The sequence below is a fragment of the Shewanella sp. 1180_01 genome (assembly GCF_052850535.1).
The window spans coordinates 69,727-84,171 of record NZ_VXCT01000012.1 but is presented as its reverse complement, the minus strand read 5'-3'; the positions used below and the strand labels follow the sequence as shown (position 1 = coordinate 84,171).

Annotated in this window: 9 protein-coding genes; 6 read left to right on the top strand and 3 right to left on the bottom strand. The window is 46.5% G+C overall.

Annotated elements, in window-relative coordinates; all coding sequences use genetic code 11:
- The first annotated feature begins 12 nt into the window (after positions 1 to 12).
- Positions 13 to 1,677: a carotenoid oxygenase family protein gene (locus FW758_RS09215; RefSeq protein WP_446445229.1), complete on the top strand. Its 1,665-nt coding sequence runs from the start codon at positions 13 to 15 to the stop codon at positions 1,675 to 1,677.
- A 64-nt stretch (positions 1,678 to 1,741) separates the two neighbouring features.
- Here FW758_RS09215 and FW758_RS09210 read toward each other — a convergent pair whose 3' ends face one another.
- On the bottom strand, positions 1,742 to 2,464 hold the full coding sequence (locus FW758_RS09210; RefSeq protein WP_006085103.1) for a YebC/PmpR family DNA-binding transcriptional regulator: 723 nt from the start codon (positions 2,462 to 2,464) through the stop codon (positions 1,742 to 1,744).
- Positions 2,465 to 2,899: 435 nt separating this feature from the next.
- On the opposite strand from FW758_RS09210, the gene FW758_RS09205 reads away from it, so the two are divergent.
- Both FW758_RS09205 and FW758_RS09200 read left to right on the top strand, forming a co-directional pair.
- Positions 2,900 to 4,468: a methyl-accepting chemotaxis protein gene (locus tag FW758_RS09205; RefSeq protein WP_446445228.1), complete on the top strand. Its 1,569-nt coding sequence runs from the start codon at positions 2,900 to 2,902 to the stop codon at positions 4,466 to 4,468.
- Positions 4,469 to 4,801: 333 nt separating this feature from the next.
- Positions 4,802 to 5,026: a TIGR02922 family protein gene (locus FW758_RS09200; RefSeq protein ID WP_006080825.1), complete on the top strand. Its 225-nt coding sequence runs from the start codon at positions 4,802 to 4,804 to the stop codon at positions 5,024 to 5,026.
- A 377-nt stretch (positions 5,027 to 5,403) separates the two neighbouring features.
- Here FW758_RS09200 and FW758_RS09195 read toward each other — a convergent pair whose 3' ends face one another.
- Complete coding sequence (locus FW758_RS09195; protein ID WP_115335217.1) at positions 5,404 to 5,985, bottom strand: TetR/AcrR family transcriptional regulator; 582 nt, start codon at positions 5,983 to 5,985, stop codon at positions 5,404 to 5,406.
- A gap of 133 nt (positions 5,986 to 6,118) precedes the next feature.
- Here FW758_RS09195 and FW758_RS09190 point away from each other — a divergent pair, with 133 nt between their 5' ends.
- Positions 6,119 to 7,186 (top strand): alkene reductase, encoded by a 1,068-nt coding sequence (locus FW758_RS09190; RefSeq protein WP_012588232.1) that lies wholly within the window; start codon positions 6,119 to 6,121, stop codon positions 7,184 to 7,186.
- A gap of 73 nt (positions 7,187 to 7,259) precedes the next feature.
- Here the strand turns inward: FW758_RS09190 and FW758_RS09185 are convergent, their stop codons facing one another.
- Entirely contained in the window at positions 7,260 to 9,680 is a 2,421-nt protein-coding gene (locus tag FW758_RS09185) for a Lon protease family protein (protein WP_446445227.1), read from the bottom strand.
- A 535-nt stretch (positions 9,681 to 10,215) separates the two neighbouring features.
- Here FW758_RS09185 and FW758_RS09180 point away from each other — a divergent pair.
- Together FW758_RS09180 and FW758_RS09175 are read left to right on the top strand one after the other, a co-directional pair.
- A complete protein-coding gene (locus FW758_RS09180; protein WP_446445226.1) occupies positions 10,216 to 12,981 on the top strand; it encodes an EAL domain-containing protein in 2,766 nt (921 codons plus the stop codon).
- A 155-nt stretch (positions 12,982 to 13,136) separates the two neighbouring features.
- Positions 13,137 to 14,372: a DEAD/DEAH box helicase gene (locus FW758_RS09175; protein ID WP_446445225.1), complete on the top strand. Its 1,236-nt coding sequence runs from the start codon at positions 13,137 to 13,139 to the stop codon at positions 14,370 to 14,372.
- Positions 14,373 to 14,445: the final 73 nt, after the last annotated feature.

The window sequence follows — 14,445 nt, the reverse complement described above, 5'->3', positions numbered from 1 at the left end:
GAGGGCTGCACCATGGATAGACGTCAATTTCTAGCAGGCTCTGCCGCCCTAATGACGACTGCTGTTTGGGCGAGTTCAGTGGATAAATTACTGGCACTGGATAACGCACAAGCGGTCGCCCGTGAGCCATGGGCCATAGGTTTTAGCGGGGCGGAAGGCGACTATCAGTCTCTCACTATGCAGGTTTCGGGCGAGTGGCCAGCGCAATTGAGCGGCAATCTATATCGTAATGGGCCTGCAAAAATGTCTCGGGCAGGTAAGTCATATCAGCATTGGTTCGATGGCGATGGCATGGTGCAGCAGTTTAGTGTGGCCAATGGGCAAATTCAGCATCAGGCTAAGTTTATCCAAACAAAGAAGTTTAAAGTGGAAGAAGCCGCTGGCGCATTTAAGTACACCACCGCAGGCACAGTGATCCCCAATGCTTTACCCATTCGCAATAACGATGACTTGAATGTGGCTAACACCAGTTTATTACCGCGCCACGGCGAGTTGCTTGCCTTGTGGGAAGCGGGTTCACCCTATCGACTCGATGCGCGGACCTTAACCACGCTCGGCGTTAAAAGCTTTGGCGACAAGTTTAAGGGCTTACCCTTTTCCGCCCATCCACTCGATGATGGACAAGGTGGGTTGTGGAATTTTGGCGTCTGGTATGTCGGCGGCGAGAAGCAATTACTTGTGTATCAAGTGGCAGCCGATGACAGCATTGCCAGAATGGAAGTGATTGAATTACCACAGGCGAGTTATTTACATGCCTTTGCGCAGAGTGAGAATAAGCTAGTGTTTTATATTTCATCTTGCGTGTATGAAGAGGGCGAAACTTATATCGATGCCTTTAAATGGCGACCCGAATTGCCATCGCAATTACTGGTTATCGACAAAGCCGACTTTAAAGCGCGCCAGTTACACCAACTGCCCGCAGGATTTGTGTTTCACTTTGGCCAAGCCATTGAGAAGAATGGCGAACTGTCAGTCCAGCTTTGTCTCTATCCCAATTCGGCGATTTTAACGCAAGGGATGAAGGGGTTACTGACGGGCGCCCGTAAAGCAAAAACACCCCATGCCGAGTTAGTGACGATCACAGTACCGCTGACGGCACCACTTACAGCAGCTAGCAAAACGCAGTTTGCGGGGACGTTATCTCCCTCTGCACGTATTAACCGCAGCGGCGTGATGATGGAGTTTCCCCAGTTTGCGCAGCACACTATGAGTAACAAAGAGTCTGCACAGCAAACGAGCAATGCCGAAAAGCTTGCAGAGAGAACGGGTGGAGCTTCGGAGTTTGTCCCGTTATTTGGCGTTGGAGCAAGATCAGATTCTGCTGCTAGTTCTGGTTCTAACTTTAACTATGAAGCCGAATCTGAATCAGGACTGAGTAATACTCTGTATTGTATTCATAATGCAAAAGACAGCAGCCAGCACGGTACGGATGAACTTGGCGACGCGAGCTATAGCGCGTTTTATCTTGGCAAAGGCAAGATTGCCGAAGAGCCGCTCTATATCCCCGCCACTGAGCAGCATGAAGCCTATTTGTTGATGACTTGGCTCGATTACCACAATGCACAATCTGGCTTGTCTTTGTTTCGTGCCAGTGACATCAGTGCGGGACCCATTGCTTCGGCTCAGATGAACAGGGTATTGCCGTTAGGATTTCACGGTTGTTTCATTAACGCTTAATATATTGACCTATAAACAAAAAACGCAGCCAAGGGCTGCGTTTTATTTCAGGCGAAAGCAGTGTTTAGTCTTCAATTTCCGCATTGTGATAGACGTTTTGTACGTCGTCACAATCTTCTAAAGCGGCGATAAACTTTTCAAACATGGCCACATCTTCACCTTCAACCTTAGTCATGTCCTGCGGTACGAAGGTAATGTTATCGAATTCGAAGTTAACTTCTGGCATCGCTTCGGTCAGTGCAGTTTTAACTTTAAAGTACTCAGTGTGCGGCGCATAAACTGTGATTAAGCCATCTTCCAGCTCAACATCGCTCACATCAACGTCAGCCATCATCAGCAGTTCTAAAATCGCATCTTCGTCATCACCGGCAAACACGAACACGGCTTGATGATCAAACATGTGGCCAACAGTGCCTGGGCCGCCGAGTTTGGCATCGTTTTTCACGAAGGCTTGACGCACTTCGGTGAAGGTTCGTTTTACGTTATCGGTTAAGCAGTCAACAATGACCATGCAGTTGCCAGGACCAAAACCTTCGTAACGGGCGGTATCGTAATCTTCACCACCGCCGCCTTTGGCTTTTTCAATTGCGCGTTCAATAACATGCGCAGGCACTTGGTCTTTCTTAGCGCGTTCAATCAAGCGACGCAGTGATAAGTTTCCATCTGGCTCAACGCCGCCTTGTTTAGCGACAACGTAAATCTCTTTACCGTAGCGTGAATAAATGCGGGTTTTTTGACCGGCTGTTTTCGCCATGGATTCTTTCTTGTTTTGATATGCTCTGCCCATCTTGATCTCGTTAGCTCAAAAAAATTGCGCCGATATTAGCAGTTTTCTTGGCATAAGTGCAGTCGTCCATGTGGGATTTATTACCGAGAAGGCGACGGGGCACGCATTTCAGGGCAAAGTTGGCTTTTTCAGGTAGGGTAATCTTGAGGATGGACTAAGACTAAATCACGCGAAATTAATACTAATGTCTAATGCCATACACACGTGAGACTGTTGATGATAGTTAACTGCTACTTTGTTTATCTAGCTGGATAAATTATCTAGCTTATTCAGAGAAATAGACTAAAACTATAAATCTTGAGCGTTATCATAGTGAGTCCTCCCTAGTCAGTTGTAATCGATAGCAGCTGTAATTGATTGCAGCTGAACGAGGGCGAATGATTCGACTCTTAGCATTTCCCTTTCATTTTTACCTTGCGCAGTTACGGGAAGTATATGGAAATACAGCACAAAGTTTTAATTTTCATCAGTTTCACGCTGGTCACTCTGGGGAGTTTATTGCTTGCGGGGCTGCATCTTCCGAGCATTGTGCAGGCGCTGATCTTGGGGGCAATCACCTCTGGCTTAGTGGTGTCGGTGTGTTTGCGCGCAACTAGGGCTAAGCTCGATACCGATGAGGCAAATGCTAAGGCATTAAAAGATCAAAGCCTTCCTGCTCATGATATCAGTGTGCAAACCAGTAAAATTGCTATCGGTTCGGCAGAAGTGTCGCATTTTATTGATTTACTGAATAAATCCATTGAATCAAATGGCGAGCATGCCAGCGCTATTGCCGTTGCCGCGGGGCAATTGAGTCATACCACGGCCCAACTTGGCGATAATGCCGCCGATATTTTAGGTCAGGCACAAGAGGCCGAGCGCGTTAGTGTGCAGGGGCGTAGCCAAGCCCAAAAAGGTGTGGCGGCTATTCGCTCCCTGAGTACGGATATTGATACCGCCGCCGAGCAAGTACAGGCGCTTAAGTCGCGAGCCGAAGAAATCCAAAAAATCACTGAAGTGATTAACTCCGTTGCCGAACAAACGAATCTGTTGGCGTTAAATGCGGCCATCGAAGCGGCTCGTGCGGGAGAGCAGGGCCGAGGTTTTGCGGTTGTCGCAGACGAAGTTCGCAGCCTTGCGGGTAAAACCGCAGGTGCGACCCAAGATATCGGCAAGATGCTATTAGAAATCCGCAGCGAAACCGATAAAACCTCTGGGCTGATGGAAAGGGTCGTAACGCAAACCGCCGATGTGGTCGCGGCTATGGGCGAGTTAGACGCGCATTTCACTGAGATTTCGGCCTCTGTGACTCAATCGGCCCATGCGTTAGGTGATATGGAAGATTCGCTCAAACAATATAACAACACCACTAATGACATTAGCCGCTCGGTGACTCAAATCCGTGATTCGTTAAATTCGACGGGTAAACAGAGTCATAGCGTATCCGAGCAGGCCTTTACTCTATCCTTGACCACCGAGGGCATTTTTAAAGCGCTGTCTAAGTTGGATACACAAACCTTCGATCAGCAGGTTTTGCAATTGGCCAATGTGGCCGCTAAAGCGTGCGGTGACAAATTGGCACAAGGTCTAGCTAGCGGCAGTTTTAGCGAGGCGGATTTGTTTAATCCTAAATATCAACCTATTGCGAATACTCAGCCGCAGAAATACAGCACAGCTTTCGATCGTTATACCGATCAGCATTTTCCAACGATTCAAGAACCCATTCTGGCAAAACACAGCGAAATCATTTATGCGGGAGCCGTTGATAAAAAAGGTTATTTCCCGACCCATAATAAACGCTTTAGCCAAGCGCTGACGGGCAAGGTCGAAGTCGATATGGTGCATAATCGAACCAAACGCTTGTTTAATGATCCGACAGGGATCCGCTGCGGCGCTCATACTGAGCCTGTATTACTGCAAACCTACAAACGGGATACGGGCGAAGTGATGCACGACTTGTCTGTGCCCATTTTTGTGAATGGTAAACATTGGGGCGGATTTAGAGTGGGATTTAAGGCTAAGTAAATATTAGATAATCAAATTTAGGTTATTTGCTCTAATAAATGCATAAAAACGCACCTTGTCATGTGTTGTACTTGTGATCCGTGGTGGGTAATTGATTAACATAATAGAAATAGATTGGCATCTTTTTGCTGAAGTGCTTAAATAGCCCAAGGTGCACAGTTTGATACAGTTCTGTACGCCATAATAAAAATATAAAATGTGAATAAGACCTTAATTAGTTGATTTAAAAATGGTTAAAATATCTTTGGGGATATTTTAAGATGTAGAGGACAGGGAGCTCTCTTGCGACGTAAATATAACGCAGCAGACGCTGCTTAATGTGAGTTAAATGTGATGCAAGCAAATCAAGCCACTGTTACTGTTTTATATTATGACGCGCCCGTAGGGTTAATTATGCACAATTCTGTGCTAGCTAATTTGCCTGTGAGTGAAGCTGGGCGTGTGATGATACCAGCAAGTTTTCGTAAGGGAAAATCGATCATTGCCGTACTTGAAGGTGAATGTAAGATACTGAACTCATTGGGCGAGCGGGTATTTGCTCAGGCTAACATAGGTTGAAATTAGCTTATAATTTCAAAAGGTTATAATTAAAAAATTAACATTCAATAGATTAACATGTCAAAAAATACTCACCTTTGGGACGCATAATCGCCTTGTTGAATTAGCGTCTCGACTTTCTCTGCAATACTTCTTTTAATCTTATTTAATAATGTACAGAACGTATTTACTGCGCTTTATCGGCTTGAATTCAAGGAGATAGTGACGCTTATATCGACTTGAATAACATCACCTTCCATAACGTCAAACTTAATTTCCGATCCTCAATAACTCAACACTCAACAACATCTGAGCGATTACCAGCCATACATCTGCATTCATTAGCCACTGTCGATTTTGTCGCCCAGAGATTCGTCACTGAACAGATTAAAATGCCTTTAATGGCATACCTCAGTCAGCAATCGATCGGCAAGATGCTGCAGGGTTTCGGCATTTGGATGGGTGTGGGCGAAGGTTCTTAAACCATAAATTCCCATCATAAAATATTGGGCTCTTTGCTCGTCGCTGCGATGACCTTCTAGCAGTCCTTGCTCGGCTGCGCTGGTAAACTGCTGCGTTAGCGCTTGCTGCCAAGATTGCAGATACTGATTGATGATATCTCTAATCTCAACATCTTGCTCAGCCACTTCATTTAATGCCTTCGTCAATAAACAAGCTTGGGCGCTATCACAACTTAGGCATTCTGCAACAATATGATCTAAATAAGTTTTTAAGTTAGTTAGTACATTTTCGCTATTAACGAACAGGCTGTTGAACTGCGTATTTCTGTCGAGTTGATATTGCTCAATGGCCGCGATTAGTAATCCGCGTTTATTGGTAAAAGCGCAGTAAATCGACCCCGGATGTAATCCCGTGGCTTGAGTTAGATCTTGCATGCTTGTTTTGGTGTAACCCTTGTGCATGAAGGCGGCCATCGCGCCGCGAAGTACCTGTTCTCGGTCGAACTCAGCATTACGCATCGAATTTAATTCACTTGTATAGAAACGCTTAGGCCGAATTCTACCTAATTTTGAACGAACATTCAAAAATTAACTTGAATGATCGTTCAAATAATAATATCTTGAATGCATATTCAAGAATGGGACTGAGAAAATGACCACACAAACCACGCCAAATTCCTTGGCAAATCTGTTCGAAACCTACTCGCTTAATGACACTATTACCTTAAACAATCGTTTCTTAATGGCGCCTTTGACCCGTTGTATGGCCGATGCCGACTTAGTGCCAACCGATGACATGGTTGCCTATTATGCACGCCGCGCCGAAGCGGGTTTGATCATCACAGAGGCGACGATTATTCGTCCCGATGCCCAAGGTTACCCAAATACCCCAGGTATTTTTACTCAAGCGCAAATTGCTGGCTGGCGTAAAGTGACCGATGCAGTACATGCCAAAGGCGGTAAGATTTTTGTGCAGTTATGGCATACGGGCCGTGTTGCTCATCCACACTTTTTCGGTGGTGGCGATGTGCTTGCAGCATCAGCCCAGAAGATTGAAGGCAGCGTGCCAAGAATGCGTGAGCTAACTTATGTTACGCCAAAACCCGCCACACTCGAGGATATTCAAGGCCTAGTGCGTGATTACGCCAAAGCGGCGGAAAATGCCATTGAAGCTGGCTTTGATGGTGTTGAAATCCACGGTGCAAATGGTTATTTAATTGATACTTTCTTACATCATGACAGCAATCGCCGCACCGATGAATATGGTGGCACTCCTGCCAATATGTCCCGTTTTGCGCTTGAAGTTGTCGACGCTGTTGTGGCTCGTATCGGCAAAGACAGAACCGGTCTGCGGATTTCACCTGGGGCTTATTTCAATATGGCGGCCGATAGCCGTGACCGCGAAGTGTTCGATTACTTCTTGCCGGAACTAGAGTCGCGCGATATCGCCTTTGTGCATATTGGGATTTTCGATGACAGTATGGAATTTGACTATCTTGGCGGCAGAGCTTCAAGCTATGTGCGCGCACACTATGGCAAAACCTTAGTGGGAGTGGGAAGCTACAGCGCTGAAACGGCCAGTGAAGCGATTGCAGCGAATAAGTTCGATTTGATTGCTATCGGTCGTCCATTCATTGCTAACCCTGACTATGTCGCTCGTGTGCGTGATGGCGTTGAACTTGTGCCTTACAGCGACGAAATGCTAGCAAGCTTAGTGTAATTTCACTTAATAGCTGAATAAAGAAAGGGTTAGCATTGGATAACCCTTTTTGTTTGTCTCTCTCGTCCTAGACTTAATCCGCTTTAATTAATGACCTGAGTGCGGTGAGCTTTTGCTGGGCGATGCCGAAAATGCTCTCGGGAGAATATTGCCCTTGGCTAGGTGCGGCCGTTTGCGACAAGCTACCTGCGGTTTTACCAAGCAGTAACTCCATGGCTTGCGTTACATGGGTAATGGCCCAAATATGGAACTCACCTTGCGCCACGGCATCGACAATGTCTTTACGTAGCATAAGGTTAGCCATGTTCGAAGCAGGAATAATCACCCCTTGATCTGACGTACGGCCTTTGATTTTGCAGACATCAAAGAAGCCTTCAATTTTCTCATTCACACCGCCAATGGGCTGAGCCTCACCAAACTGGTTCATCGAACCTGTAATGGCAATATCTTGCCTTAGTGCTTGCTCGCTAATGGCCGAGATAATGGCGCAACATTCGGCCATTGAGGCGCTATCGCCGTCCACGCCGCTGTAAGATTGCTCGAAGGTGAGGTAAGTGGTGAGCGGGATTTGCGCTGTTTTACCTAACACTGAGGCTAAATAAGCGGTTAAGATCAACACGCCCTTAGAGTGAATTCGCCCCCCTAGTTTGACTCTGTGTTCGATATCCATCACTTCACCTTTACCAAAGGCAGTGGTTGCTGTGATGCGATTGGGCATACCAAACTGATGATCAGAGGTCGAGATGACGGATAAGGCATTGATTTGCCCAACCACTTTGCCCTGAGTGCTAATCAAGGTGGTGCCGTTGGTAAAGCTCTGCATTATGTTGTCATGCAGACGCGAGACCCTTTGTTCTTGATTTCGCAGTGCTTGCTCAACGTGCGGCACTAAAATTTGCTGACTGCCTGCCGATTTAGCGCAGTAGTTTGATTCCCGCAGTAGATTGGCAATATTGGCCGAGTGTAGCGACAGTTTTTGCTGATCTTCGGCTTCCCGCGAGCTGTATTCGATGATGCGCGCTATGGCGGCGCGATCGCAGTGCAGCATGTTGTTGTTGTCGTGGACTATGCTCGAAATAAAGCGGGCATAGTGCGCCTCAGAGGCGGCGGTTCTGTCCATCACATCTTCAAAATCGGCGGTAACGCGAAATAGCTCGCTAAAGTCAGGATCATAGTGCTGCAGCAGCTGATAGGTTTCATGATCGCCAAACAGGATGATTTTCACATCTAAGGGGATAGGCTCGGGCGCCAAGGAAATCGTACCCGATAGAGACACTTCCCGTTCGAGTGAGCTTAAATCCAGTTTTCGTGAACGCAGGGCGCGCTTTAGTCCGTCCCACACGTAAGGGCGCTCTAATACTTTAACGGCATCCATCAATAACACGCCGCCATTCGCCTTGTGCAGGCTGCCGGGCCGGATAAGCGAGAAGTCGGTGAACACTGTGCCTCTAAATGTGGCGTTCTCCACATAGCCAAATAGGCTGTGATAACTCGGGCTTTCTTCGACGACTATGGGGAATTTTTGAGTGCCTTGGCCGACCAAAACGTTAACTTGATAGCGACGGGGCATTTTCTTTTCTAGGGAAGCGTAGGCTAGGCCCAATTGCTCTTCGCTTTCTTCTAAGAAAATATCCAGATTATCTAAGATATCCGCCTGCATACCAGTTAAGAAAGTGCGCGCTTCTGGCTGATGCTTGAACTTATCTTTAAGTGGCTTAATAAAATGGATTAACACTTCTTTGGCGACTTGCTCGTCATGCTCTTGCTGCTTGTCGCTAAATTCTTCTTCCCATTCTGTGATTTGGCGAATAATCCCGCGCAGTTTGACTTCTAGGCCATTGATATTGCTTTCAAATTGGCTGCGTTCAGCATCGGTCAAGGCTTCGAATGAGGCTTCGTCGTGGGGCTCTTCACCATTGAGGGCTAACATTTGATAGTCGCCCTGCATAGTCAAGCTGAGGCTGATACCTTTTTGTTTTGCTTCTTCGGTTAATTCTGTGAGTGCGACTTCTTGTTTCTGTGATAGCTGGCTTTTGAGCTTTTCGGTGCGGGCATAATACATTTCATTATCAAAGGCTAAAGGCAAAGCTTTGACAAGTTTTAGCATTAATTTTTCGACGGCTTTTTTAAATTCAAGCCCAGTCCCCGCGCTCAGTTTGAGCACTTTAGGGCAACGGGTATCATCGAAATTAACCACGTAACACCAGTCGTACAGCGTATGATCGCTTGGCTCGTGACGGCTTAAATAGCGCAGCATCATAGTGCGTTTGCCAAGGCCGTTCTGGCCGATGGCGTAGATGTTATAACCCTTTTCTTTAATCCCCATCGCAAACTCTACCGCTTGCTGGGCACGTTCTTGGCCGACAATATCATCAAGTGGAGTGAGCTCGGCTGTGGACTGGCAATCTGTGCTTAATTGGTCGAGTTCGCAAATGCGATACAGTTGTTTACTGTCGAGTAGGGTGGCTTGGCTTGATACGACGTCAGTGGGCATAAATATCCTTGGTTTTTCAGCCTTATTATTTCCATTGTAGACAATAAGATAGCATTTTTGTCAATCAAAACTCTGTTATTGCTGATTTATGCCTTTAGGGATAGTTATCTGCTGCTAATTAAGTGCTGTAGCACTGCGGTCAGGCTTAATCGGTTAAGTCTAACTAATTGTTACGCAATAAACTTATCCCAATACTGACTCGAAAATTTTGTGCTAAAGTAGCAAAGTCTATGTCAGCAGTGCTTAACTGTGTAAGGACACGTTAAAGTAGTCTAGAAAGAGTCGGCTAGAAACATCTCTTTAACCTTGATGGTTTGACCTCTCCAGCCTTAAAAGGTGGTTATGATGAGGACGGTTTGCGATCTAAGACTCGCGCCAATTGAGATGTAGTGGATTGATGTTAAAAGTAAAATGTTATGAAGTTTTACCCCTTGGTTAACGCTTTCCCTCTGGGGCTAATGTGAGCATGCGTTTGGGGTCTTACGGTATTCTCGCCGTGGGTCGATTGAGTAGTAACTAAGTATTAGTTGGCAAGATGATGATAGATGTACCTATTTCGCAGCAAGAGCTGGATAACTGGTTGAGGGACGTTAACTTAGTCGCCGAGATATCAAACAGTAAAGCAATATTAATAGCATGGAATGCTGCGGGTGAACTTAGCAGTATGTTAAGTTCAGATTCTGCGGCTGAAAGCGAAATACAGGCAATACTCTGTCAGTTAAGTGGCAATCATTCGGCGAAAACCCTGCCTATCGCAACATTATCAGCTAATACGTCATCAACCGCTACACAGTCCAAAGCCACTCCATCAACAGCCACGCCATCAAAAGCGACGACATCAGAACTCACTTTCAATCCGTCCGATACGTTTGAAACTTCCGTTGATGCCCAATTAGCCCAAGAACAGTTGGTCAGCTCAACCGAGCCGATTTCGGTATTGCCGCGATTAGGTCACCATCAAATCACCTCGTTATTATCTGTGTCAGAGTTAACTGAGCTAGTCAGTCAGTCCCAATTGATCATAGATACTCGGCAGCACTCAGATTGGCGCACTTGTAGCGCAATCGGCAGTGTGATTTGTTTATCCCTCGCTTGGCCATCTGGGGCAAATTTTGGCTTTTTATGTTTCTATCATAACGAGGCGCATGGCGTAGATTCGAAAACGCTGCAGCTGGTAAAGCTTATTAGCGATAGCATTCAACGCCAGTTAGGCGAGATATTGAGCCAGCACAGTGCAGCTCAAACATTAAGCCGAGGTGCGCCAAGCTGTGTCGATGCGGTCGATTTACAAACCTTTATCGATAGTTTTGAAGAACATATTTGGATGAAAAATGCCGCTGGCATTTACACACTCTGTAATCGCAGCGTCGAGAAAGCATGGGAAATGCCGCGCAGCGAGATTGTCGGTAAATCCGATGTCGAACTCTTTGGTGCTGAAATTGCGAATATTTTTCTAGAGGGTGATAGGCTCGCTATCGAGTCTGGCATGCCTATTATTGTCGCTGAGTGTTTAGACGGCAATGAAGCTAAAAATCATCTTTGGTTAGAAACGCTCAAACTCCCAACCTTAAATCCCCAAGGAGAGTTTGTAGGCGTTATCGGTATGACTCGCAATATTTCTAAGCATAAAGCGGTTGAAGAACAACTGACACTGGCGACCAATGTGTTTAAAAACTCGGTCGAAGGCGTGGTTGTGACCGACAGACACGGCAATATCACCGACGTAAATGGCGCATTTTTTGAGATCACAGGTTATGTGAGGGAAGAGCTGCTCGGTCAGAATCCACGGATTTTTAGCTCGGGTCGCCATGATAAAGCATTCTTCGACAAACTGTGGAATGCCCTGTTGGCTAACGGTAAGTGGAATGGTGAAATTTGGAATCGGCGTAAAAACGGCACTATTTTCCCGCAAAATATCACCATAAGTACGATTTATGACGAAGTCGGTGATGTGCGTTATTTTGTCGCTGTGTTTGCCGATATTTCTGCCCAAAAAGAGAATGAAGCGCAGCTTACGCACTTAGCGTATTTCGACCCGCTAACGCATTTGCCTAATCGCATGAAGTTTATGATGCAGCTCAAACAAGAAGTACGGCAAGCTAAGCGGCTGAATTTGCAGTTAGCGACTGTGATGATAGATGTCGATTTGTTTAAGCATATCAACGACAGTTTTGGCCATAGCATAGGTGATGAAATGCTGGTCGAGCTTGCCAAGCGTTTACGCAGCCAAGTAGGCGATCAGGATGTGTTATCACGGATTGGTGGCGATGAGTTTGTGGCGTTAATTTCGGGGATCGACAATAACGAAGATGCCACGGTTGCCATTAATCAATTGCGCCAAGTGTTTGAACAACCTTTTATTGTGAGCACGGGCGACCACTTGCGTTTGACCGCGAGCATGGGCGTGTCTTTGTATCCAAGTGATGGAGCCGATGCGGACACTTTACTGCGTAACGCCGATGCGGCCATGTATCGTGCAAAAAATGATGGCCGCAATAATTACGCTTTTTATACTGAGTCCTTAACGCAGCAATCTTTTGAACATCTTAAGCTGCAAAGTGCCCTCTATGGCGCGATTGAGCAAAATGCTTTGTACTTGATGTATCAGCCAAAACTCGACTTAGTGACTCGAAAAACCGTGGGATTTGAAGCGCTGCTGCGTTGGCACGATCCTCAACTGGGTTTAATTTCGCCCGCGGTATTTATACCCGTGGCGGAAAAAATTGGTCTTATCCATGAGATAGGTTTATGGGTGTTAGAAACCGCCTGTCGTCAGGGCATGCGTTGGCTTAGTGAAGGCAAACACTTTGGCCGCATTGCAGTGAACGTGGCCGGACAGCAGTTACAGCGCAGCTCCTTTGTGGATGATGTAAAACGTGTCTTAGCTGAAACGGGTTTGCCCGCCAAACACTTAGAGCTTGAAGTGACCGAAAGTGTGATGATGCAAAATCCCGATCTTGCTATCCGTGACTTAAAGTTACTTGGCGATCTGGGCATCGAATTATCTGTCGATGACTTTGGAACCGGTTATTCATCGCTGAATTATTTGAAAAAACTACCCATCCATAAGCTGAAGATTGACCAATCCTTCGTGCGGGATATTCCCTTCGACACTAACAATACTGCGATTGCTAAAGCTGTGATTGCGCTTGGACATGCGTTGAAGCTCGACATTATCGCCGAAGGAGTGGAAACCAAAGAACAAGCCGATTTTCTGCAACAAAATCAGTGCGATCAAGCCCAAGGTTATCTCTTTAGTCGTCCGCAACTACCAGAAGATCTCGACGCATTTCTATCGTGATGCTGGCGTATTGCGAGACTGACTTATGGTAAGGCTAACTATCCTGAAATTAATTTAGTTTCACCCGATAGAACCACAGGGCTAGCGCTATGGCGCTAGTCGCTTGGGTTTGTGTCTGCTAAAATTCTGGCCATTATTTTTAGTGGTTAACTGCAATGTCCTTTAGTGCCTTATCCTTAAACTCCACCTTAGTGAATACCTTAGCGAGTCTTGGCTATGAGTCGCCAACGCCCATCCAGCTAGAAGCGATTCCCGCCATCTTGACCAAACGGGATGTGATGGCTGGCGCCCAAACGGGTACAGGCAAAACCGCGGCGTTCGCCTTACCCATCTTGCATCATTTGTTGGCACTCAGCCCCGCGCAAGAGCTAACAGCGGCAAGACCCGTATGCGCATTAGTCTTAGTGCCGACACGTGAACTGGCGGTGCAGGTACAGCAGAGTTTTGTTAAGTACGCTAAAGGGACAGATATCCGTGTCGGTATCGCCTACGGCGGCGTGAGTATCGATGCGCAGGTCGCTGTGTTTAATGCTGGGATAGATGTGTTAATCGCAACACCGGGTCGCTTACTCGATCACCTCAGGCAAGGCGCATTGAGTCTTAAGCAATTGAGCGTGCTTGTGTTTGATGAAGCCGACCGTATGCTCGACATGGGCTTTATGGATGAAATTCAAGCCGTGCTCAAGCAAGTGCCGAGTGACAGACAAACACTGTTATTTTCTGCCACCTTAGATGCCGCCATCTTCAGCTTAAGTAAAACTTTACTGCGCGATCCCAAGTTGATTGAAGTTGCCAAGCGCAATACGACCGCTGCCGAAATTGAGCAAGTGGTTTATGCCGTCGACGCCGACCGTAAAACCGAACTCGTCAGCCATCTAGTGCGCAGTAAAAACTGGCACCAAGTGCTGATTTTTAGCCGCACTAAGCAAGGCGTCGACAAACTGGTTCAGCAACTCAATAAAGCCGATATTATTACTCAGGCGTTTCACGGTGACTTATCCCAAGGTGGGCGCGAGAAAGTCTTGCAGGAATTTAAACAAGGCAAGATTCAAGTGCTAGTGGCCACGGATGTTGCTGCCCGAGGCCTAGATATCGTTGAACTCAAGTATGTGATTAACTTTGAGCTGCCTTTTATCGCGCAGGATTATATTCATCGTATTGGCCGCACAGGCCGAGCGGGCTGTGCAGGGCTTGCGATCACCCTTTTTAGCCAAGAGGATGCTCTATTACTGGAAGAAGTCGAAGTCGTATTGGACAAGCGTTTACCACAACAATGGTTACCCGGCTTTGAACCCGACTTTAATAAAATGGACACCGAACCAAGGCGTAACGGCAAAGCGGCTCAAAAACAACGTGCTAAAAAGCGCGCTCTGGGCGGTAAGAAACGTTAATTTGTTTTATAGGAGTTTGTGTCGCGGTGTTAAGTTAATCATGTTTATCGTTTCACCGTCAGTTAGCGTTTTA